Source organism: Spongiactinospora rosea, assembly GCF_003315795.1.
In the GTDB taxonomy this organism is placed as follows: Bacteria; Actinomycetota; Actinomycetes; order Streptosporangiales; family Streptosporangiaceae; genus Spongiactinospora; species Spongiactinospora rosea.
In genome coordinates this window covers 13630-35088 of the sequence record NZ_QMEY01000041.1, presented here as the reverse complement: position 1 = coordinate 35088, position 21459 = coordinate 13630, and the positions used below count along the sequence as shown (strand labels likewise).

Genomic DNA, 21459 nt, shown 5'->3' with positions numbered 1-21459 from the left:
CACCTCGGCGAGGCCGAAAGAGACCTGATTCGCTTGCTAGTGTCATCCGCCTGGAATTCGTCGGATAGATCCATATGGTGATTGGTATGGCGCACCCAGGCCCGCCCGCGGTCGAGATCCGCTTATCCGAGACCGAGCGTGCTCGACTGGTCGGCATGTCAGCGGAGCCGTCGAGGGTGGCGGCGCGGGCAAGGATCGTGCCGGCGTGTGCCGTGCCAGGGATCGGCACGGCGCGGGTGGCGCGTGATCTGGGCCTTGCCGCCAGCACGGTGCGCAAGTGGCGTGCCGCTTTCGCCCGGGGCGGGCTGCAGGCGTTGGCCGACGAGGCGCGCACGGGCCGGCCCGAAGCGGAGTTGACGGTGTCGGCCGCCGAGCGGGTGGTGCTGCAACGGTGGGCACGAAGGGCCAAATCCGCGCAGGTCCTGGCGATGCGAGCGAAGATCGTGCCGGCGTGCGCGGACGGTGAGGACAACAAGCAGATCGCCGAGCGGTTGCGGGTGCATCCGGACACGGTGTCCAAGTGGCGGCATCGGTTCCTGCGCCTGCGGCCGGCGGGCTGATCGACGAGCGGCGGCCTGGCCGCCCGCCGTCGATCGGGCTGGACCAGGTCGAGCGGGTGGTGGTGGCCACGCTGGAGGAGGCACCGGCCGGTGCCACGCACTGGACTCGCGCCTCGATGGCGCGGCGCAGCGGGTTGTCGGAGTCGACCATCGGCCGGATCTGGCGGGCCTTCGACCTCAAGCCGCACCGCACCACGACGTTCAAGCTGTCGGCCGATCCGTTGTTCGTGGAGAAGGTCGTCGATGTGGTGGGGCTCTATCACGATCCGCCGGAACGCGCGGTGGTGCTGTGTGTGGATGAGAAATCTCAGTTCGTGTGCCACGAACGCTGAAGGAGGCGTTGATGTAGCTGCTTCTGGAAGCGGTGCTGTGCAGGAGATGGAGGTAGGTCCTCCGGGGTCGCCCTGCAGGGGGAGGCTCCAATCCACCACAGGCTGCGTCGGTTAAATGCCGGAATGGTGAGCGCTGCGGGAAAAGGCGCGGCAGCGATCGCGTCAGGAATGGGTCAGGAAGGCGAGCGCGAGCGAACCGCTGATGACGTGTCGTAAATTTTCTCAGTGGCGTCGAAACCGGGGCATGATCTGGGCTCCGGGACAAGTCCGGGGGGAGCCTGCCGACTGCCCGGACGGCGTCCGGCATGGAGGCGGCGCGAGCCTGGCCCGGGCTCTTGCACGGAACGTGGGAACCTGTCGCCCCGATACTGCCAACCGGCCGGTTGAGCCGGCGGCGAGAGAGAACCTCAAGCGGACAAAACCGCGAGGGGCCGAGTACCGATGCGGGGCACGGGGGCGGACCGTCTCGTAGTAGCGATGAGGCCCGGTAATGCGGGTGGAGCGAAGGGGACGGATCGTCCGGATCTGCTTGGTGGCCAACCGGAGTGCCCGGGATGAACCAGACGAGCGGATCGAAGTCGTTCGAGATCTCGAAACACCTCGTGTTCGAGGCGTACTTGAGGGTCAAGGCCAACAAGGGCGCGGCGGGCGTCGACGCGGTGTCGATCGAGCAGTTCGAGGCGGACCTGCGGGGCAACCTCTACAAGCTGTGGAATCGAATGTCGTCGGGCTGCTACCTTCCGCCGCCGGTACGGATGGTGGAGATCGACAAGCCGGGAGGACGCGGGGTCAGGGTCCTCGGTGTGCCCATCGGTCGCGGACAGAATCGCGCAGACGGTGGTGGCGATGGTGCTGGAGCCGCTGGTGGAGCCTGTGTTCCACCCGGATTCCTATGGCTATCGGCCCCGGCGTAGTGCACTGGATGCGGTTGCGGCGTGCCGGGAACGGTGCTGGAGAACGGACTGGGTGATCGATATGGACATCCGGGGCTTCTTCGACAACCTCGATCACGACCTTGTGCTCAAGGCGGTCGCCCACCACACCGACCAGCGGTGGGTCCTGCTGTACGTGGAGCGGTGGCTGAAGGCCCCGCTCCAGCGGCCGGACGGCAGCCTCCTCGCCCGGGACCGTGGCAGCCCGCAGGACTCAGGGGTCTCACCCGTGTTGTCTAACCTGTTCATGCACTACGCGTTCGATGCCTGGATGGACCGGGAGTACCCCGGCATCCAGTTCGAACGGTACTGCGACGACGTGGTGGTCCACTGCCGCAACGAGGTCCAGGCGCATCATGTGCGCCAGGCCATCGCCGAGCGGCTGGCCGAGTGCGGGGGCCTGGAGTTACATCCCCAGAAGACCCGCATTGTGTACTGCAAGGACAGGAACAGGCGCGGCTCGGCTGAGCACACCTCGTTCACGTTCCTGGGGTACGGGTTTCGCGTGCGCAGGCTCCGGACGAAGCGCGGGGAGTACTTCTTCGGCTTCAATCCGGGCGTCAGCGACGAGGCCGCCAAGCTGATCAGAGTGCAGATTCGCCGCTGGCGGCTGCACTTGCGCAGTGACACGACCCTGGAGCAGCTCGCCCGGGAGATCAACCCGGTCGTGCGGGGCTGGATCAACTACTTCGGTCGGTTCCATCCGACCGAAGTAGTTGATCCAGCCTCAACCGCATCAACGACTATCTGGTGCGGTGGCTTGTCCGCAAGTACAAGCGGTTCCGGCATAAGCGAGCGCAGGCGCGAGAGGCGCTGGGCCGTCATGCTAGACGGTTCCCAGGACTCTTCGCCCACTGGAAGCTCGTAAAGCCGTGACCGTGGACGACTGGACGATGGGAGCCGTGTAAGCCGAGAGGTTTACGCACGGTTCTGAGTGAGCGTTTGGGTCGAAAATAGGGCGGCTTGCGCTGTCTTTGGTAAGCGGCCAGAAGCGCAGAGGGTGAGGCGCTCGGGGAAGCTGCTATCTACAGTGACTTTGGGTCGAGTGTGGCGGTACTCGGCGGCTTTCCTCCTGTCTGATTCCAGAGCGCCCTGCTTGATGATGTTCTGGAAGTGGCGGTGGCGTCGCAATTCGCTTCCCTGGCCCGTGGGCTGTAGGCCAGGCAGCCTGGTCGGCGGTAGGCCGGGGCCATGGCAGCATCTACCCCCTACCCCAGTGATCTGTCCGACGCCCGCTGGAAGCTGATCGAGCCCGCCCTGGCCTCCTGGCGTACCCGCCGCCAGGCGACCGCCCCCGGCTTCGGGCGCCCGCCCGGACACGACTTGCGCGCCATCATGAACGCAATCGTGTACGTGGACCGCACCGGCATCGCCTGGCGCTACCTGCCGCACGACTACCCACCCTGGCAGACGGTCTACTGGTACTTCGCCGCCTGGCGCGATGAGGGCCTGTTCACCGAACTGAACGGCCTGCTGCGCCGCCTGGCCCGCGCCGCCGAAGGGCGCAACCCCGGAGCCTCCGCGTGCGTGATCGACTCCCAGAGCGTCAAGACGTCCGCCAACGTGCCCTTGAGCAGCCAAGGTACGGATGCGGCCAAGAAGATCATCGGCCGCAAGCGTCACATCGCCACCGACACCCTCGGCCTGCTCCTGGCCGTTGTGGTCACCGCCGCAAGCGTTCAGGACTCCGCCGCCGGCACCCGTCTGCTCGACCAGGTCGCCACCGGCCATCCCGCCATCGCCAAGGCCTGGATCGACGGCAGCTACCGCCCGTACTTCATCGAGCACGCCGCCGCTCGGGGCATCGATGCCCAGATCGTCCCCCGCGACCCGCGCGTCCGCGGCTTCCTAGTCCTGCCTCGCAGATGGGTGGTCGAGCGGACCTTCGGCTGGCTTATGCACCACCGCCGCCTGGCCCGCGACTACGAGTCCCTGCCCGCCACCAGCGAAGCCGTGATCCATCTCGCCATGATCGACAACATGACCCGCCGACTCACCAGCGAAAACACACCAAACTGGCGCGGAACCTGAAAACAGGAACCAGACAGACCTCTCTAGACCAAACGCTCACTGAGAGCATGCCCCCGCTGAGCCCGGGTCGGCATCGCGTGTGATTCTTCCTTCCGCCGGCATGATCGTGCTGGCGGAAGGCCTCGACAAAACCCGGTCCTCTCGCTCCAGCGCATGCTGTGACCATACTTGCTGTCTTCGGCAGACCCTAGGTCCACGCCACCGAATGCGGTGTGGACCTAGGGTCATCGTTGGCAGAGACCGGCATGTTGCGGCTGTGTCAGAGCCGCTTGCGCCGTCTCTGGCATGACTTCGGTCAGGCTGTTCTTTGCTCAGGGCAGATCACGTGGGTGCACTCTTGCTTGCACCTGAACCAACTGCTGGACGGAGTTCGTCGTATTCGGCTGTGGTGTTGAACGATCAGCCTCCCCACCACAGTGGGTCCGGGAGGTAGTTCCATATGTTCAAGGTGAACAGCGTGATCCATGTGAACATTGGTCGCCTTTCTTCGCGTGTTGGTGATCGGCTGAAGTTATGGGCACGGCTTACGCGATGATGTGCAGAGTGCTAGGGCAGGTGCCGGCCGATCGAGGGGTGCGAGGTTGTGACCAGTGGGTTGAGGGCGAGCTTTGCGTACATGTGAAGCTCCAGGTCCGGAACGAATCCTGCTTGGCTTCTGGTTTACTCGGCGCCTCAGAAACGGCTCAGATGAATCAGGCCGCACGCGCTCAGAAATTTCTTAGACGCCCTTCCGTACGCCTTCGCTGGCCGTGCCGCAGCCACCTTGGTGCCGCGTCAGCCAACGTGGCCGAGCCCAGCTCGCCGACGGGTGGGCGTTGCGGCAGGCATCCTGCCAGAAGGCCGTCAGCGGGTACAAAAGGACCGCTCGCGGGAGCCATGTCTTGTTCGAGGTAGCCGGGCGGGCCGGTACGGCGGCTGTAAAGCGGGCGGCGCGCCCGCGTGGGAATGGCGTGCTCGGCTAGCGGGCCGGGCAGGCGACATGCTTTGTGGTCATCTGGCCCACTGCGTGGCGAACCCCTGATCCTGCCAGCCGAGCTGGTTCCAGGCCTGCTGGTCGAGGTGTCCGGGGGCGCAGGCCGGTCTCGGAGAACCGCATCGGCGGCGCGCCTAGGTTCGAGCGGCGGGCGGTGGTGACTGATGACCTCGTTGTGCCGGGCGTTCAGGTGGCGGTGCGGGGGAGTTTCGCCGAGTGCAGCAATGGCCGGTCCTGGATGGTGATGGTGATGTGCTCGCGTGGGAGGCCGAGGTATTCGGCGGCGTGGTCGGCCAGTGCGTGGGTGGAGGGAGGGCTGATGGGAGTGAGGAGGTGGACGGTGGCCTGGTCGGGGGATGGGTGGCGGATCATGGCACAGTGGTGCCCGAGGAGCGGTCCGAGTGCGTTGGGGTGTCGCGTGGCCACCGGCCTGCGATGGGGTGATCGTCGATGCGGCCCAGAAGGCGGAGGCGACCATTGTGGTCGATCTGGCCGAGGTCGGTGGTGCGCAGTACCGGACCTGGGAGAGGTTCGGCAAGGTCGAGGGGGACGGCCAGGGCCGGGGTGTTCCATGGTCCTCCCGAAAGGCGTCCAGGGTGACGGTGGAAGGGCCGAGTGGCGCGAGGTCGAACGCCGGAGACGGGAGCACCGTGGTCGTCTACAGGCAGCGATCCGGCAGCAGTTTAGGAATCAGGGTTGGGGACGGGTCCCGGCCCGTCGGCGGCGCGCGCAGGGTCTTCGTGAAGGATGTCGCGGCCGGACATCCGCTCGCCGGGTGGTATCGATGTGAAGTGGTGGTCCTCGCGGGCCTGCTCGCAGTGGTGGGTCTGAGCTGTGTTCTCGGTTTGGTTTCGTCCCTGGAGCCCGGGGAACTGCGACCGAACTCGCGTGGCAAAGCGGATCTCGGGTGCCGTCATGCTCGCCTGCCGCAGTTTTGACCTCTCCGGCGGAAGGGCTGAGACTTCCGGGCCAAAGATCATGGCAGCGCAGGCTGTGCCAGTCGAGTGAAGGCCGAGCTTCACTTGACAGCAGGAGACTTGGTCCCGCAGAAAGTGATGGGCTGATACTTCTAGGGAGGGATCAAATGTGGGCCTTAATGGTGTAAGCGGTCGAATGGTGGCACAGAAGTAGGTTAATTCTGATTTCGGTTCGAAGGGGTGATGATGAGCATCGACGCGTTGGCGGGCGCTCGAAGGCTGTGATAGGAGGGATGTGCCATCGCGAGCAAGATCATTGCCAGACTCCTCTTTGATAAGGGCAAGGGCCGAAGTGAACCATCCCTGGCTGAGTTATCTGCAAGCGCTCCTCGGCGTGCATGTCAACCGTGCGCGTACCGCCCCCACTCGTGGCGCGTCGGCGGTCGAGTGGGTGATTATCACAGCCATCATCGCCGGTGTTGCTATGGGACTCGCCACGCTGATAAAGACGCTGGTCGAGCAGGAGCAGGCGGACATAGAGAAGTCTTTCGGAGGCGGAAGGGGGTAACCTCTCCTTTGGAGAAGGTGACCCCCGGTCGGGATGTTGTCATCCCGACCGGGGGTCACAATCGCCCTATTCTTTAGTTCGGGATAACTAGGGCGGCTTGGGTCGGTATCGGTGGGCTATTTCACCCAAACGCTTGCATTACATGTCTTCAAGACTATGTTGCCTCCGCCGTCTACTCGCCCGTAGCAGAGCTTGAAGACCTTAACGGATCCGAACAGAGAACTATCAGTGGCGCAGCCTCCTTGGGGCGCCTGCACGTGGAATGCGGGACGGGCATCCATGGGGTTATTGTTGTGCCATATCGCCTTGTAGGCGATGTCGTCGTTCTTGTTGTCGCATACCCTGATTCGGGCGCGATCGGCGGATACGGTCGCGCTTCCATCGCCGTATACGTCTCGCCAGCCCGAGTTCGGCGCCGAGGCTGCTGCTGGTGAGATCGGCATTGTTCCTACGGCCAGCCCGACGATGAGCATCCTGGCGATCTTGTACGCGTTTGACACCATTGCGTGTCCTCTCGATGATCGACTGATCGCAGAGAGTAGCGCCAAGAGCACGTAAAGTGAAACCGTCGGCGCTGGTGTGGTGGGCCGTCGCGCCGGCCGGGCGACGGTGTGCCCGCCACCCACGGCGCAGGGGTGTCTGGAGCTCCCCGCTGCCCCTGGGCGGGCCGCTGATCGGGTGGTCGCATGAGCTCTGGGGGCCGTGGCGCGGGCTTGGCACGGGATCAAGCCGGTTCGGGTGTTCGCGATCCACCGACTCGCTGAGCCCGACCCCTCCTCTCTCGGTATTTGTTGAACTATCTGGCTCAGTGCCACGAACCGATTGAATATGCAGGATTTGAAGCACCCCGTAAAGTCCATTTTGGGATCTATGTATTAACTTTGGTTACTATATTACGCACTGTGATCAATTGGTTGGGTGGGTGATGCTTTTCTGTCTTGCTTGGCCGGTAGGTAAGAATGCTGTGTCCAAATCGACAGGTGACTTGGCTGCAATCTTCCCTCTAGCCTGTCGAACCGCCTTATTGTTTTAGTTGTGAAGGTTGCTTCTTGGTGAGGGATCAGCTAACAGGCCGTGCCCGGATTGCCCTTTATTTCGGGGTCCTTGTGGTTGCCGCCCTGGCACTCACTGCATGCCGGGCGAATCATTCGTCCAGCGGGCAAGCGTCGTCAAGTGGACACCCGACACCGACGGCTTCGCGTGCCACGCCAACGCCCGAAGAAGCGATTGCCGCGGCTTATCGCGGGATTTACACCGCCGGCCGGCGTGCTGAGCAGTTGGCTGCCGAGGAGCGCAAGTCGCTCCTCGCTGACCATGCCACGCAGCCGCTGTTGGACCGTATGATGCGCGGCATCTTCGCACTGCGAGCCAGTGGCCGCGTGACGTGGGGAATGCCGGCCTTTCACCCCTTCGGCGTGCGGATCGAGAAGAACAAGGCGACCGTGCATGACTGCCAGGACGCCCGAGAGACGGGGCAGGCCGACGCCAAGACCCTCAAGCGGCTGACGTACGGCAGTGAGCGCACCCACCTCGTCGCCACCCTGCTCAAGGGTGAGGACGGAGTGTGGCGCGTCTCCACCCTGGAACAGGCGGACAAGCCATGTACGCCGTCGGCCTGAACCTCATCGTGGCGGCGGGCCTGGCGACCCAGGCGTACGCGTCGCCGCCAGATGACAGAGTCAACGTTTCTACCGAAGCCTGGGGATATCTCCTCACAGGATTGAAAAGCGGACGTTCTGGAAGCGCCACGCCGGGGAGCGCCTCGGCCTCGAGGTTGCCGGTGACGTGTTCTTACACAAGGTCGCCCATCCGGATGCGGCACGGCGGCCTCGGGGACATCACGCCAGGCAGCCGCGCAAGCAATACCAAAGACTCAAAGAAGGGTGCGTACTACCTGGTTCAGTGCTCCGATGGCTTTCGTGACGTTATCTGGCTGAAGGATAATGAAGCAGCCGGTGTCACGCCGTACGAGCTTGCCCGCAGAGCATTCGCGTCGATCCCCATCGAACGCCCCAAAGTAAGCACTGCGCCCCCTCGAGGCTCTGACGGCGTTGTCGGGATAGCGCACTGGTTCTACCTGCCAGAGGGCGTATGGAAAGCGCGCTCCAAGCGCCTGGAGGTCGGCGGCGTTTGGGCGGAAGCGACGGCTGCTCCGCTGAAGATGACCGTCAGACCGGGGGATGGCCGGACGATCGTCTGTAATGGCCCGGGCACCCCCTATAACGTCACCGTGTCCGCCGATCAGCAGCGCTCCGCCTGCTCCCACCGATTCGCCGGCCCCAAGGACTCTTACCAGGCCACCGTCACCGTGGACTGGGGCGGGACCTGGCGTGGGTCAGGTGGGACCGGCGGCGACCTGCCCGCCATCAGTCGATCGGTGACCTTCCCGATCCGCGTCATCGAAGCCCAGTCACTCGTCACGAAGGGATAGGCCCGTTGCTTCAGCGTGCCGCGCCGGGTAAGAACCAGGCCCCGCCGCCCCCCCCGTCCGCTACCCGGCAAGCGGCGCCCGGTGATGCTCTCCGCAGGAGTGGCGCTGACCGGCCTCGGCGCCTTGATCGGCTGGGAGGTCTACGCCGCCGCGACCCGGCACACCCCGGTGCTGGTCATGGCGCGAGATGTGTCCGTGGGCCAGGTGTTGCAGCTACAGGACCTCAGAACCGTCTCCATGGGCATGGATCCTGGCGTCGCTCGCTTCGATGCCTCCGACAAGCCCATGGTGATCGGAAAGCGGGCCGCAGTGGGCCTGAAGTCCGGCACCCTGCTCGCGCCGAGCCAGGTGACCGATCAGGTCATTCCCGGCCCCGGAGAGGTGGTGGTGCCGCTGGCGCTCAAGCCCAGCCAGCTCCCCGCGCGGGGCCTGCGGCCAGGTGATCAAGTGACCATCACAGTGGCGGCGGACGCCGGTGCTCAGCGCGAGGTCCTTTACCACCACGGCCGCGTCGACCGGGTCAGTCCGATCGACGCGGACGGGTTCGTCGTCGTCGACGTCATCGTTCCCGCGGCGGACGGCCCTGCCCTCGCGCGCCAGGCGGCTGCCGGAAAGACCGCCTTGGTCCTGCGGTCCGCGGTGGGGTGAGGAAGGTGATGATCGTACTGTGTTCCGCAGGACACAGCCCCGGTGTGACCGTGTCCGGGCTCGCACTCACGCTGGCCTGGCCGCGGCGGATCCTGTTCGCCGAGTGCGATCCGGCAGGTGGCCAGGTGCTCTCCGGCTACCTGGTCGGGCAGCCACGGGGTCGAGGGCTGGCGGAATGGGCGGTACAACTCCGACGCGGCGTGGACCCGCAGCAGGCTCTGCGCACGCAGATACTCCTGTTGTCCGATGTCGAGTCGCGTGCCGTGCTCGCGGGCCTCGCCGAACCCGCGCAGTTGTCGTCTGTCGAGCCGCTGTGGCCCTCCGTCGCGCAGACCTTCGCCGGCATCAGTGATGATGTGATCGTCGATCTCGGGCGGGTGGGCGGCTCTGACACCGCGCTTCCGATCCTGAACCGCGCCGACCAGGTACTCATGGTCACCCGCCCCAACCTGCCGGAACTGGCCGCTGCCGCGCCGCGCCTGAAGAAGATCAAAGAACTGCGTGGCCCGTTGCCCGGGCCGCGGATCCTGCTGACCGGACGCGGTCCCTACAGCCGGAAGGAGGTCGCCCGGACATTGGACACCGAGGTCGCCGCCCACCTGCCGTATGACCCGCGCGTCGCGGCGGTCCTGTCACACGGGACCGGAAACCCCCGCAACATCGGGCGGTCCCTCCTGATCAGGGCGGCGCGCTCGGTGGCGGGCGGACTGCTGGCGTATGCCGAACGAGACGAGGTGCCCACGCCATGAACTGGCGGCATACCGTGCAGGAGATCCTCCCGAAGGTCACCGCCGCGTTGGATCGTTCCGAGGTGGGCGGGGATGACGCGGCCCGGGCGTACGCGCAAAACGTGATCACCGAGCAGGTCCGGGAACATGTCGATGCGCGCTCCCTGGCCGGAAAGGGCGTGCCCGACCTGGCGGAGGAACGCGCGCTGGCCGAGGCCGTGTTTGATGAGATCTTCCGGCTGGGTTCGCTGCAGCCGTTGGTGGACGACCCCGACGTCGAGAACATCGATGTCAACGGATGTGACCAGGTCTGGATCACCTACGCCGACGGCAGCAAGACGCTCGGCCCGCCCATCGCCGACAGCGATGAGGAACTGGTGGAGAAGGTACGGCGCTGGGCCGCCTATCAAGGCCAGACCGCCCGCGACTTCTCCGTCGCCCGGCCCCGCCTGCACATCTCGATCGCCGGTGGACAGAGCCGGACCAGGATGGGCGCGCTGATGGGCGTGACTCCCCGGCCGTGCCTGTCCATCCGCCGTCACCGGCTCCTGGACGCCGACCTTGACGACCTCGTCTACAACGGCACCCTGGACCGGGGCATGCGGGCCTTCCTCGGCGCCGCCGTGCGCGCCAGGAAGGACATCGTCATCACCGGCGGGATGGGCGATGGGAAGACCACCTTCGCCCGGGCTCTGGCCGGTGAGATCCATCCTGACGAGCGGATCGCCACGGTGGAGAAGGAGTTCGAGCTCCTGCTGCACGAGCAGCCCGACCGGCATCGTGACGTGCTCGCGATGGAGGCCAGGGCGGAGAACTCCGAAGGGCTCGGCGCGATCACCCTGCACCAGCTCATCGAGGACGCATTGCGCTTCAACTGCCGACGGATCATCGTCGGCGAAGTACGCGGCGACGAACTGGTGCCGATGCTGGAGGCGATGAACACCGGCGGAAACGGGTCGATCTGTACGCTGCACGCCGACTCGGCCGATCAGGTGTTCCAGCGGATGCTCATCCTGGCCGGCTCCGGCGGGCTGGACATCGCGGCGGACACCCTGTTCCGCACCATCGGCATGGCCGTGGACTTCGTGGTGCACCTCGGCCATGAACTCCGCCACGATGCCGACGGGCCGGTCAACCGCCGCTACGTGTCCGCTATCAACGAGGTACTTCCGCCCGGTGACACCACAGAACCTGCGGTGAACCGCGTTTATGTTGCCGGGCCGGACGGGCGTGCCGTACCGAACACCATCCCGCAGTGCATCGACGACCTCATCAGAGTCGGATTCGATCCCGGCCACCTGACCGGACACGCCTGGACGGGAGGGCGCACGTGATCACCTGGCTCGCCGCGCTGGCAGGAGCCCTGCTGGTCGCCGGGCCGCTGGTCGCCGTCGCAGGGTTTCGCGCGATGCCACCGATACGGCTGCCGCGGCCGGCGAGGCTGCGCCTCCCGGCGATCTCCCGGTTGCAACTCGTGTGCGCCCTCCTAGCGTTCGCCGCGAGCTGGTGGCTCACCGGATGGCCGGTCACAGCGGTCGGCGCGGCCGTTGCGGTCGTGACCCTGCCGCGCATGCTCGCCGGGCGGGATGTGGTGCGGCAGGTGCAGCGGCTGGAGGCGTTGGAGGCATGGACACGCTACCTGGCCGACGTGCTCGGCGGCAGCGCCGGCCTGGAGGAAGCCCTGCAGTCCAGCGCCCAGGACCCGCCGCCGCCGATAGCCACGGAGGTCCGGGCGCTGGCACGCAGGCTCGCCTTCCGGGTGCCGACCGAGCAGGCATTGCGCGCCTTCGCCGACGACCTGAACGATCCCATCGGCGACATGATCGCCGCCGCGCTGATCCTGGCCTGCCGTGCCCGGGGGAAAGGGCTGCGCGAAGTACTGCGTGACCTAGCCCGCACCGTCGCGAAGGACATCGCCGCGCGCCGGGAGATCGACGCCGAGCGCGCGACACACCGCACCACCGCCCGCTGGGTGGTCGGGGCACTGCTGGGCTACAGCGGCTTCGCGTTGTTCAACCAGGAGTACGTCGCCCCGTTCGGCAGCTTGAGCGGCCAGCTCGTGCTCGCCGTCGTCATCATGCTGTACGCGGGCGCCTTCACCTGGCTGCATCGGCTGTCCTGCCCGCCGAAACGCCACCGCTTCCTCAACGCCGAGGCGGGCACGCGGTGACCGGGCTCGTCTTGGGCGGTGGCGCGGCGCTGGGCCTGGGCGCGTTCCTCATGGTGGCTGCCTTCCTGCCTGCGCCTCCGGCGCTCGGCCCGGCGATGGAGCGCCTGCGCCCCGGAGCTGGCGGTACTTCGCGCGAGCGGCTGAGCGCTCGCGCGCGTCTCGCGGGAAGCCTCATCGGTGCGCGTGTACCGCGCGCCGACCTTGCGATGATCGGCAAGACCGCCGACGATTACCTGGTCAAAAAGGGCCTGGTGATCGCCCTCGGCGCGGCCGGGCCGCTCCTGCTGTGGGCGTGGTGCGGCGTGCTGGGCATCGCGCTACCGTGGCCGATCACCTGGGGAACGTGCGCGGCCTTCGCGGTCGCGGTGTTCTTCGCGCCCGACTTCTCCATCCGCAAGGACGCCGCCGACGCGCGTAAGGCGTTCAGGCAGGCCATTGTCGCCTACCTCGACCTGGTCGCGCTGGCTCGCGCCGCCGGATCGGGCCCTGCCGAGGCATTGGAGGCATCCGCGAAGATCGGCGACGGCTGGACGTTCCAGCGGCTCGCCATCGCCCTGGACCCGACGCGGCGTGGTGCCGGCAGCGCCTGGGACGAACTCGCCCGCCTGGCCCGCGAAATCAACGTTCCCGAACTCGGAGACCTGGCCTCCATCGCCGCGATCGCGGGAACACGCGGGGCGGGGATCCTCGACACCCTCATGGCCAAGGCGCAGTCGCTGCGCGAGGTCGAGCTGTCGCGGGAGATCGCCAAAGCGAAATCGCGCACGGAGACCATGACGGTCCCCATGGCCCTGTCCGTGGTCGGGTTCCTGCTCCTGCTCGGCTATCCCGCCTTCGCCCGGATGGCCGGCGGCTGAATCACCATCAATGACGGAGGACTCTCGTGTCGATCTATCGGTTGTGGCTTGCGATCGATGCCTCGCTGTCCCGTTCCTGGGTCGCCCAGCGGCTTCGGCTGTGCCGTGACCAGCCGCCGGAAAAGGGCGGCGGAACCCTGGAGTGGGTGGTCATCGCGGCCATCGTCTTCCTGCTCGCGGTGGCGGTCGGAGCGAAGATCACCCAGGTGGTTAACGAGAACATGAACAAGATCGGGTGACCATGAGCCGTGATCGTGGCTCGGCGACGCTGGAAGCGACGGTGATCTACCCGGGGATCCTGCTGCTGCTCCTCCTGGCGATCAACACGGCGCTATGGTTCCACGCGCGCAGCGTCGCTCTGGCCGCAGCGCAGGAAGGGCTCAGAGCCGGACGGTCCTACGGGGCCGGAGCGGTGGCCGGGAAAGCCGTGGCCGATCGCTTCATCAAGAAGGCGGGTGGAGCCTTCCTGAAGTCGCCGGTGGTGCGGGTGACCCGAGCCGGCAACACGCTGGTGGTCACCGTACGCGGGGACGCGATCAGCCTGGTTCCGCTGATGCCGAGGACGGTCGAGCAGGTCGCCCGGGCACCGGTGGAGAGGTGGACGACGGGGTGAGCGACCGCGGCTCCATGACGCTGGAGACGGCCATCCTGGGACCCGCCCTGATCGCGATGTTCGTCGTAATGATCGCGGCGGGGCGGATCGCCATCGCCGCGGGCAGTATCGACGCCGCTGCGAGGGACGCCGCACGGCAGGCGTCCATCGCGCGAGGTCCGAACGCGGCCCACCGGGCCGCGCTCTCCAGTGCACGCCAGGCCCTTGTGAGGGAGGGACTGAAGTGCTCGCCGTCGGTGACGGTGAGCACCGGTGGATTCTCCCGGTCCGTCGGTACGTCGGCGAATGTGTCGGCGACCGTGGTCTGTGACGTGGCCTTGGCCGATATCGCGCTGCCCGGTATGCCCGGGTCCAAGACACTCAGGAGCACCTTTGTCAGCCCGCTTGATCCTTATCGCGGACGTGACGACTCGTGAGGCCGTCGGGGATCGGTGAGAAGGGTTCCATCACGCTGTTCGTGGCGGTGTTCGCCTTCGCGCTGCTGGTCTGTGCCGGGTTGGTCGTGGACGGCGGCGCGAAGATCCAGGCGTATCGCGAGGCGTACGCAGTCGCGGAGGAGGCCGCGCGGGCGGGCGCGGGCCAGGTGAGCCTGGATCACGCCTACCGCCACGGGGGACGCCTTCAGATCGATCGGGCCAAGGCGATGGCAGGCGTACAGGCCTACCTCCGATCGGTCGGTCATAGCGGCGACGCGTCCATGCCCGCGGGCGGAGCCGTGCAGGTCTCGGTCACCGTCTCCCGGCCCACCGTGCTGCTTTCCATGATCGGAATTGGCGAGGTGACGGCGACGGCCACCGCCACAGCCGCACTGCTTCAGGGAATCGACCAGGGAGAACAATGACGACCTTCGAGGTGCGCCACCCGGTTGCCGCCGCGATCGCGGCGGGAGTGGCTCTGGTCACCCTGCTCGCCGGGATCCCGGCCGTGCTGCTGACATTCTTCTGGCCGATCGAACTACCGAGGGTGGAAGACCTGGTCACCCCGGCGGAGCCGCAGGTGCTCAAGCCGCTGCTGCTACTGGTGGTGTGGGGCTTCTGGGCATTGTTCGCCTGGGCGGTTCTGCTGGAACTGGTCGCCATGGCACGGGGAAGGACGCGGCAGGCCGGCCACGCGCCATTCCAGCGCTTCGCCGCCTATCTGGTCGCCATGCTCACCATTACGACCGCCTCGCCGGTCGCAACCGCGAGCATCGCGAACGCGGCCACGGTGTCCACTGCCGATGTCTCGTTCACCGGCGGGGAGGAGGCCGCGGCGGAGTCCGTCGAAACCGCCCCCCAGCCGTCTGGAACGTACGTGGTCAAGCCGCGCGACACCCTATGGTCGATCGCCGAGCGGCATCTGGGCGACCCTTCGCGGTACCAGGAGATCGCCCGGCTCAACGCCGGGCGGGTGATGACGGACGGGCACACCTTCGCGGAAGGCGACTGGTTGCGTCCGGGCTGGGTGCTTCGTATGCCGCCGGACGCCATCGAGTTGGATGCCGGAGGCAAGCCGTCCGGCACCATTCACACGGTGGCCGACGGTGAGACTCTGTGGGATATCGCTGACAGATATCTGGGGGATGGGAAGCGGTATCGGGAGATCATCAAGTTCAACAAGGGGCGGGTGCAGCATGACGGTCGCCGCCTGACCGATCCGCGTACCATTGTGCCGGGGTGGCGGCTGGCCATTCCCGATAAGTCCGCGGGCAAGCCGGTCTTCCTTGAGCCGGCGATGATGCCGCCCATGCGGTTCGCCGCGGCCGACGCGAGCGAGCTGACGGAGATCGCCGCGGTCGCACAGCAGGCCGATTGCCCGTCGTCCGCCACCAGTTCTCCTGCCCTCGTGAAGCTTCCCGGCAACGGCTTGGTGGCCCTTTCGTTCGCCGGTGGAATCGTGATCGCGCTCGCCTCCGCGCGCTTGTACTACCGGCGTCGCCTCAAAGCCCCTGAGGTTGACGAGCGCGTGAGCGTACACGCGGAGCAGCCGCTTCCCCCAGCGGTGCAGGCCCTGGTGCGGGCACATACAGAAGGGAGCACACCTCACGGCGAATCACCGCCGGATGACTTCAGCCTCGTCAAAGGCGCCTTCTCTGTCACACCACCAGGCAACGTGCGAATCAGTGAGCATGTAGAGCTGGAACTGTCGGGACTGAGCCTGGGACTGACCGGAACCGGGGCCGCCGGCTGCGCCCGGGCGATGATCCTCGATCTCCTGACAAAAGCCGACCAGCACCGCGCCGAGATCATCATCCCGCGAGACGACTGCGTGGAGCTGTTCGGCGAGCCGATCGAATCGCTGTTGGACCAATTGCCCGGCCTGCGACTCGTCCCGTCGGTGAGCGACGCGATCGACCGGCTGGAGGAGCAGTTCGTCACCCGGCGCCGGTTGCTTCGCGACTACGACGCCGAAGACATCCCGGCACTACGCACCGCCGAACCGGACGAGCCGCTGCCCGCTCTCCTGCTGGTCGCCCGGCTTCCGGAGGGCGATCACTCCTACCTTTCCACGCTGATGGAGCTGGCTCCTCGATTCGGGATCGGAGCGCTGGTGCTCGGTGAATGGCCACCGGGCTCTACCTGCCACCTCGATGGAAACGGCAAGGCCGAACGTACTGTCGGCGAACAGAGCGAACGCCTCGATGGGGCGTCCCTGATCCGTGTGTCGAAGACCGATGCGACGTCCCTCCTGAGACACCTGGCCGCGGGAAACGGCCTCGCCGACAATCGGCCGCAGCGGAACGCGGACCTGCCGTTGCCAAGATATGTGTCCGACGGGCGGCCGGTACGGTTCGGCATCCTCGGCGAACCGAGCATCGAGGCGAACGGCGAAAATGTTGATATCTCGGGGCGCACCAAGGCGTTGGAGCTTTTCGTCCTTCTCGCGCTGCGCCCCACGGGACTGGAACGACAGGAGATCTGCGCCTACCTCTGGCCTGATGTGGATGAGCCGCTGGCCGGCTATCGGTTCCACAGTGCGCTGAAGGACATCCGTGCGGCCTTGCGTGAGGCAACGGGAATGAGCGACAAGGAGGCGACCTTCATCGAACTCGAAGGCAAGACCTATCGCATCGAAGCAAAACAGGTGACGGTCGATCTTTGGATCTTCGAGCGGGCGATGACAGCCGCCCGCGAAGCTCCTGACGAGGAGGCCAAGGTCGCAGCGTTGGAGGCGGTGGCCGGGCAGTGCCGGGGGATTCTCGCGAACGGGCTGAAGTACTGGTGGATCGACCAGGAGTTCCGCTGGCCGATGACGGTCGCCAGCGTACGCGCGCTACTGCAGCTCGGACGGCTCCATGAGAATGCGGGCAGGACCGAACGCGCGCTGGATGTGTACGAACAGGCCGGCACACTTGACCCGGACATAGAGCAGGCGGCCACAGCGGCGATTCGGCTCCTGCTTCAACTGGGACGCCGTGATGAGGCCCGCCTACGGGCCCGCCACTTCAAGAGCCGGCTCGCAGCCTTGGGAGCCGCTCCTTCGGCGGAGACCATAGCGATCATCAACAAGGCCCTTCCACGCAGCGTCCGGGCGGCCAAGTGACTGTCATGAGGTGAGGTCGAGGAAGTCCCTGATCACACCTGCGTGCCGGTGGACGGGCCAGTTTGCCCCGCAGATCATCCAGAGTCGCCGAGGATCTGGCCGATTCCACCCTGCTGAGGCAAGGTGAACTCAGCCATGGCCAGGTCGCGCAACTGGGCGCTACCGAGGGCGTCGTTAAGGCGGTGTTGGACGACAGGACCGTGACAGCGCTTCGCGACATGAAATGTCAGTAACGCTATGTGACGGGCAATCCGCTGACAGGGTCGAGTAGGCCCTTCGCTCGCAACCGAACGTGTCCCCAGCCGCCGACTAGTACTCCAGTGACATACGACCGCCACGTCCCGACCCTCCGCTCCGATCACGCTCGGATACGCCCGCACCGTCCTCGGCCAGAGCCCCGCCCCGCAGATCAACGCCCTCATCGAGGCCGGCGTCCCAGCAGAGAACATCCGAGCCGAACGAGCCAACGGCCACAAAGCGATCTGGCCCGAACGCGACCTCATGCTCAAAGACCTCCGTCGCGGCGACACCCTGAAAATCACCCGGCTCGACCGGTTGTTCTACTCCCTCCAGAACCTCGTCGTCCTTGGCACCGAACTCACCCATCGCGGCATCCGACTCCAGGCCATTGAGCAGAACATCGACAGCGAATCCTTCGAAGGCCGCGACCTGTTCACCATGCTCAACGCTCTCGCCGACCTCAACAAGGACTTCGTCATCGCCAACACCAACGACAGCCTGCTGATGGCCAGAGCCCGTGGAGGGGCATGGGTGGCCGTCCGCCAGCCCTCACTCCCCAGCAGATTGAGCAGGCCCGACAGCTACGCGACTCCGGCATCTCGATGACCATCATCGCCAAGAGATTCAAAGTCTCCCGCGCCACCCTCTACCGTCACCTCGACTGGAACGGCGAACCGACCGCCGCCAACAACGTCAAGTGAGACAACCAGCCCGAAACCGAGCTGGCCGACAACGTCAAGTGAGACCACCGCCGCCAACGGTCTCACTTCACATTCCATCGCCCCAGCTCACAGCCCACCACCGGAAGAAGATCGTTTGAGACGGGACACTGGTCAATCGAGCAGGTGCAGAATTCTCTCGGCCTGCCGCTCCAGGGTGCCGGCTGGGTTGTGAGGTGTCGCCGGCCCGCCGGGGCCGAGCTGGAGGAACCAGCCCAGCGCGATCAGGAGACGGAAACTGCGCACCCGCTCGGCTTCTACCGGGGTCAGTTCGAGGTGAGCCAGGAGTTGCTCGGCGTCCAGGATGCCGTCGAGGCGGGAGATGTGCTCGCAGACCTCGCCGAGCTCGAAGGCTCGGTCATTGCGGCCGGAGTCTTCCCAGTCGATCAGCCGTACCCGGCGCTCGTGCTCGTCCCACAGGTAGTTGGCGCGGTTGCCGTCCGCCAGTCCGAGGACGGGCGGCAGCGGATTGCTGATCAGCTCGTCGGGGGCGGTGGAGGCCAGCCAGGCGGCTCCCGCGCGGAACGCCTCCTGCGCGAGGGGATCGTCGCCGAGGTCGGGCTGTTTGTCGGCCCAGGCGCGGGTCTTTGCCACGGCCGCCGCCGGCCCCCAGGGGGCGGGCTCGACTTCATCCACCACACGGGCCGGGATCTGGTGCAGCCGGTTCAGGGCGGCGGCCATGGCTTTGATCTGCTCGCCGGTGGCGTGCCGACCGCGCAGAACCGTACCGTGCAGCCTGCTCATCACGATCATGGGCGGGTCCGCGTCGAGTGCGGCCTCGACGGGCGCGGGCGCGAGATCGGGCGCGTGCTCGGCGAGCAGGATGAGCGCCGCCCACTCCCGGTGGGGCTCTCCTCGTCCCCAGGAGGTGTAGCGCTTGATCACGACGTCGTCTCGAATGTCGAGGCTGTGGGTGCATCGGCCAGCCGTCATGCGTCCGCTTCGCCCTTTCTGTGCCTTGGCCGCTGGGCGGCATGTCCTGCGGCCACGTCCCTGGTGAAGGGGAAGGAAAGGGCTGAGACTATCGCAGGCCGCGGCCTGTTCTCAGGGCGAGCGGAGATCGGGCGCGGGAGTTAGTGGTTGCGTCGTCGTCCGGTGTCGGCGGCTGCGAAGCGGGCGTGGCCCAGCGCGGTGTCACGCAGATCCGACAGGCGTGGCACCAGGGTGAGCGGCAGTTCCTCGGCGGGGTGAAGCAGCCCTTGACTGATGTCGGCGGTCCAGACGCGGGCGCCGGCGGGCCAGGCCATGTTCAGGCCGATCTCTCCCTTGGGGATCACCCCGTTGAACGGCGCGGGGATGCCGTGGGCGTTCCAGTAGGCGGATGCGCCGCTCGCCTTGGGCTGCTCGAAGGCCGGGTACAGCTGCGGGTAGCGGGGGTTGGCGCGCAGCATCCGAAACAGCATCTGGCCCAGCAGCCCGGGGGCCGTGCAGGCCAGCGTGTCGAACGTGGTCTGGGCGAAGGTGACGGCGGCGGCGTCTTGGGAGGTGTCCAGCGCCGCGCAGGCGAACAGGTGTGCCAGGCGGCGGCGGACGTATTCGGCCGCGCCGTCGACCAGGCCGGGTTCGACCTGCCCGATGAGCTCGCAGAGCCGGGCGTGGCCGGGCCGGAACAGCGCCAGGTCGAACAGTTCTCCCATGGTGTCCACCGCGGCGAACGCCAGGTCCTTGGACAGCAGGGTGTTCATCTCCCCGGCCTCGGCGCAGGCGCGGGTCTGCGGGCCGGTCGAGTGCAGCATCAGGTACTCCGAAGTCGCCTCGAAGTACAGGTAGCCCAGGAACGGCACCAGCGGCACCGCGGCGGCGAGTTGGTCGAGGAACATGTCGGCAGGCGTGTCGGCCCCGCACGCGACGCCGAGCAGCATGTCCAGGACACTCGCGGCCTGCCGTACCCGCTGTACTGCGGCCCCTCGAAGCTGGTTGTCCTCGGCCGGGGTGAGGAAGGAGCGGTGGCCCAGGTAGGCGGTCAGGTGCACGGTGCCCAGCCGCAGGTAGTCGATCCCCTTGGCGGGGACCGGCCCGCCGGGGGTGACCTCGATGATCAGGATGTCCCGGTGGGACTTGTTCTCCAGCAGCCAGGCGCCCAGGTTGTGCGGCCGAAGCCCAGAGGGACCGGGGGTGAGCAGGACGCAGTACAGGGCGCCGACCATGCAGCCGGGGGCCTGGTAGAGCTGGCCGCTGGCGCGGATGGCCTCCAGGTAGGCGGTGGTGTGCATGAGGTAGATCGGTCGGCCGTCGGCCAGTGTCTCCAGCAGCGAGCCGGCGCGCAGCAGCCAGCCGTTGGGGGTGTCCTGCTGGAGGTAGGTGCGCCATTCGGTGTCGTCGGCGACCAGGCCGCGCGGGGCCGGGCGCGGCCGGTGGCCGGGGCTGTAGTCGGTGTGCGCGTTCTCCCAGAGCGGGTCAGTGGCGACCGGCGCGGCGATGGGGGAGGCGTCAGTGTCCATGAATGTGCTCCTAGCGCAGGTGGGAGATGGTGTGGCGGGCGTGGGTGAGGGCTTGGTGGTGTCCGGCGCCATCCAGCCGTGCCTGCTCGCTGGCCAGCATCAGGTCGAAGGCGATGCCGTACATCCAGGCGGGCACATCCACGCGCAGGCGAGCGAGATCGGGCCACCAGCGGTCCAGGGGCAGCCGGTAGCGGTCGAGGCAGTCGGCGGCCTTGAGCAGGTCGGTCAGGCGCGGGGCCCGCGCGTACGCCTTGCGCTGAGCTGCCGAGAAGGCGGTGTAGTCGATGTTGTGCAGGCTGATGGCGGCGCAGGCGGCCGTCACCGCCCCGGCTGGCAGGCTCATGTGGAAGGAGGCGGTGACGGCCTGGTGGTGGCGGGCGAGCCAGTGGGCGGCCCGCTGCCCGTGCTCCGGATCGGTCTGATCGTTGTGGCGGCGGCAGTCGTGGACGGCCGCCGCCAGACGCAGAGCGGCACGCTGCTCGTCGTGCAGGCCGTAATACCGGGCCAGCAGATCGGCCAGAAGGTAGACGCGCGCGTTGTGCCGTACGCCGTGGATGCCGTCGACGGCCTGCTCGCGGGCGAACCAGCCGGGCTCGGGCAGCAGCGGGATCGGCGGATCGGGCACGGCCACTGTGCGGGCTGCCTCGGCGGGCCGGTTGGCCGCGATCCAGGTGAGGGTGGGCTGGTCCATGACCTGGTGCGGCGGCAGGCGCCGCTGCAGGGCCGACTCCCGGAGCGAGACGGCAGGCTGCGAGCGTGCTGGCATGGGCTTCTTCC

At 66.9% G+C, this 21459-nt stretch carries 23 protein-coding genes and 2 pseudogenes; 21 read left to right on the top strand and 4 right to left on the bottom strand.

Annotated features, from left to right (window positions below):
* The first annotated feature begins 86 nt into the window (after positions 1–86).
* From DP939_RS49550 to DP939_RS43105, 5 genes are all read left to right on the top strand, one after another.
* Positions 87–560 carry a helix-turn-helix domain-containing protein gene (locus DP939_RS49550; protein WP_113986641.1) on the top strand — a complete coding sequence of 158 codons (474 nt, stop codon included), beginning with the start codon at positions 87–89 and terminating at the stop codon, positions 558–560.
* A complete protein-coding gene (locus tag DP939_RS49545; protein WP_113986640.1) occupies positions 521–892 on the top strand; it encodes a helix-turn-helix domain-containing protein in 372 nt (123 codons plus the stop codon). Before DP939_RS49550 ends, DP939_RS49545 begins: the two co-directional genes overlap by 40 nt.
* 554 nt (positions 893–1446) lie before the next feature.
* Complete coding sequence (locus DP939_RS47395; RefSeq protein WP_199565798.1) at positions 1447–1806, top strand: RNA-dependent RNA polymerase family protein; 360 nt, start codon at positions 1447–1449, stop codon at positions 1804–1806.
* Entirely contained in the window at positions 1739–2692 is a 954-nt protein-coding gene (locus DP939_RS43110; RefSeq protein ID WP_263972391.1) for a reverse transcriptase domain-containing protein, read from the top strand. The genes DP939_RS47395 and DP939_RS43110 overlap by 68 nt, the downstream gene beginning before the upstream one ends.
* Positions 2693–3015: 323 nt before the next feature.
* Positions 3016–3855, top strand: coding sequence for an IS5 family transposase (locus DP939_RS43105; protein WP_113986639.1), 840 nt, complete (start codon positions 3016–3018; stop codon positions 3853–3855).
* Positions 3856–5014: 1159 nt separating this feature from the next.
* On the opposite strand, the gene DP939_RS43100 is transcribed toward DP939_RS43105, so the two are convergent.
* Positions 5015–5200, bottom strand: coding sequence for a hypothetical protein (locus tag DP939_RS43100; protein ID WP_113986638.1), 186 nt, complete (start codon positions 5198–5200; stop codon positions 5015–5017).
* Between the two features lie 29 nt (positions 5201–5229).
* Here DP939_RS43100 and DP939_RS43095 point away from each other — a divergent pair, with 29 nt between their 5' ends.
* From DP939_RS43095 to DP939_RS48980, 16 genes and pseudogenes are all read left to right on the top strand, one after another.
* On the top strand, positions 5230–5766 hold the full coding sequence (locus tag DP939_RS43095) for a hypothetical protein (protein WP_147268380.1): 537 nt from the start codon (positions 5230–5232) through the stop codon (positions 5764–5766).
* A gap of 1599 nt (positions 5767–7365) precedes the next feature.
* Complete coding sequence (locus DP939_RS45770; RefSeq protein WP_147268379.1) at positions 7366–7932, top strand: hypothetical protein; 567 nt, start codon at positions 7366–7368, stop codon at positions 7930–7932.
* Positions 7914–8744, top strand: coding sequence for a hypothetical protein (locus tag DP939_RS45765; protein WP_147268378.1), 831 nt, complete (start codon positions 7914–7916; stop codon positions 8742–8744). Before DP939_RS45770 ends, DP939_RS45765 begins: the two co-directional genes overlap by 19 nt.
* Positions 8745–8843: 99 nt before the next feature.
* Complete coding sequence (locus DP939_RS43070) at positions 8844–9392, top strand: SAF domain-containing protein (protein ID WP_158578989.1); 549 nt, start codon at positions 8844–8846, stop codon at positions 9390–9392.
* A gap of 50 nt (positions 9393–9442) precedes the next feature.
* Complete coding sequence (locus tag DP939_RS43065; RefSeq protein WP_147268376.1) at positions 9443–10141, top strand: P-loop NTPase family protein; 699 nt, start codon at positions 9443–9445, stop codon at positions 10139–10141.
* Positions 10138–11454, top strand: coding sequence for a CpaF family protein (locus tag DP939_RS43060; RefSeq protein WP_113986630.1), 1317 nt, complete (start codon positions 10138–10140; stop codon positions 11452–11454). The genes DP939_RS43065 and DP939_RS43060 overlap by 4 nt, the downstream gene beginning before the upstream one ends.
* Positions 11451–12290: a type II secretion system F family protein gene (locus tag DP939_RS43055; protein ID WP_113986629.1), complete on the top strand. Its 840-nt coding sequence runs from the start codon at positions 11451–11453 to the stop codon at positions 12288–12290. The genes DP939_RS43060 and DP939_RS43055 overlap by 4 nt, the downstream gene beginning before the upstream one ends.
* Complete coding sequence (locus tag DP939_RS43050) at positions 12287–13147, top strand: type II secretion system F family protein (protein ID WP_113986628.1); 861 nt, start codon at positions 12287–12289, stop codon at positions 13145–13147. The genes DP939_RS43055 and DP939_RS43050 overlap by 4 nt, the downstream gene beginning before the upstream one ends.
* 26 nt (positions 13148–13173) lie before the next feature.
* Positions 13174–13386 (top strand): hypothetical protein, encoded by a 213-nt coding sequence (locus DP939_RS43045; protein WP_113986627.1) that lies wholly within the window; start codon positions 13174–13176, stop codon positions 13384–13386.
* A 2-nt stretch (positions 13387–13388) separates the two neighbouring features.
* Positions 13389–13760 carry a TadE/TadG family type IV pilus assembly protein gene (locus DP939_RS43040; RefSeq protein ID WP_113986626.1) on the top strand — a complete coding sequence of 124 codons (372 nt, stop codon included), beginning with the start codon at positions 13389–13391 and terminating at the stop codon, positions 13758–13760.
* Entirely contained in the window at positions 13745–14176 is a 432-nt protein-coding gene (locus DP939_RS43035; RefSeq protein ID WP_199565796.1) for a TadE/TadG family type IV pilus assembly protein, read from the top strand. The genes DP939_RS43040 and DP939_RS43035 overlap by 16 nt, the downstream gene beginning before the upstream one ends.
* A complete protein-coding gene (locus DP939_RS43030; RefSeq protein WP_113986625.1) occupies positions 14173–14601 on the top strand; it encodes a pilus assembly protein TadG-related protein in 429 nt (142 codons plus the stop codon). The genes DP939_RS43035 and DP939_RS43030 overlap by 4 nt, the downstream gene beginning before the upstream one ends.
* A complete protein-coding gene (locus tag DP939_RS43025; RefSeq protein ID WP_113986624.1) occupies positions 14598–17282 on the top strand; it encodes a LysM peptidoglycan-binding domain-containing protein in 2685 nt (894 codons plus the stop codon). Before DP939_RS43030 ends, DP939_RS43025 begins: the two co-directional genes overlap by 4 nt.
* A gap of 357 nt (positions 17283–17639) precedes the next feature.
* Positions 17640–18035, top strand: a pseudogene (locus tag DP939_RS43020) (recombinase family protein); the annotation flags it as partial.
* Between the two features lie 14 nt (positions 18036–18049).
* A pseudogene (locus tag DP939_RS49540) lies at positions 18050–18121 on the top strand (hypothetical protein); the annotation flags it as partial.
* A gap of 3 nt (positions 18122–18124) precedes the next feature.
* On the top strand, positions 18125–18223 hold the full coding sequence (locus tag DP939_RS48980) for a helix-turn-helix domain-containing protein (protein WP_263972389.1): 99 nt from the start codon (positions 18125–18127) through the stop codon (positions 18221–18223).
* A 132-nt stretch (positions 18224–18355) separates the two neighbouring features.
* On the opposite strand, the gene DP939_RS43010 is transcribed toward DP939_RS48980, so the two are convergent.
* From DP939_RS43010 to DP939_RS43000, 3 genes are all read right to left on the bottom strand, one after another.
* Entirely contained in the window at positions 18356–19174 is an 819-nt protein-coding gene (locus DP939_RS43010) for an aminoglycoside phosphotransferase family protein (RefSeq protein WP_113986621.1), read from the bottom strand.
* Between the two features lie 140 nt (positions 19175–19314).
* Entirely contained in the window at positions 19315–20682 is a 1368-nt protein-coding gene (locus DP939_RS43005) for a hypothetical protein (RefSeq protein WP_113986620.1), read from the bottom strand.
* A 10-nt stretch (positions 20683–20692) separates the two neighbouring features.
* Complete coding sequence (locus DP939_RS43000) at positions 20693–21448, bottom strand: hypothetical protein (RefSeq protein WP_199565795.1); 756 nt, start codon at positions 21446–21448, stop codon at positions 20693–20695.
* Positions 21449–21459: the final 11 nt, after the last annotated feature.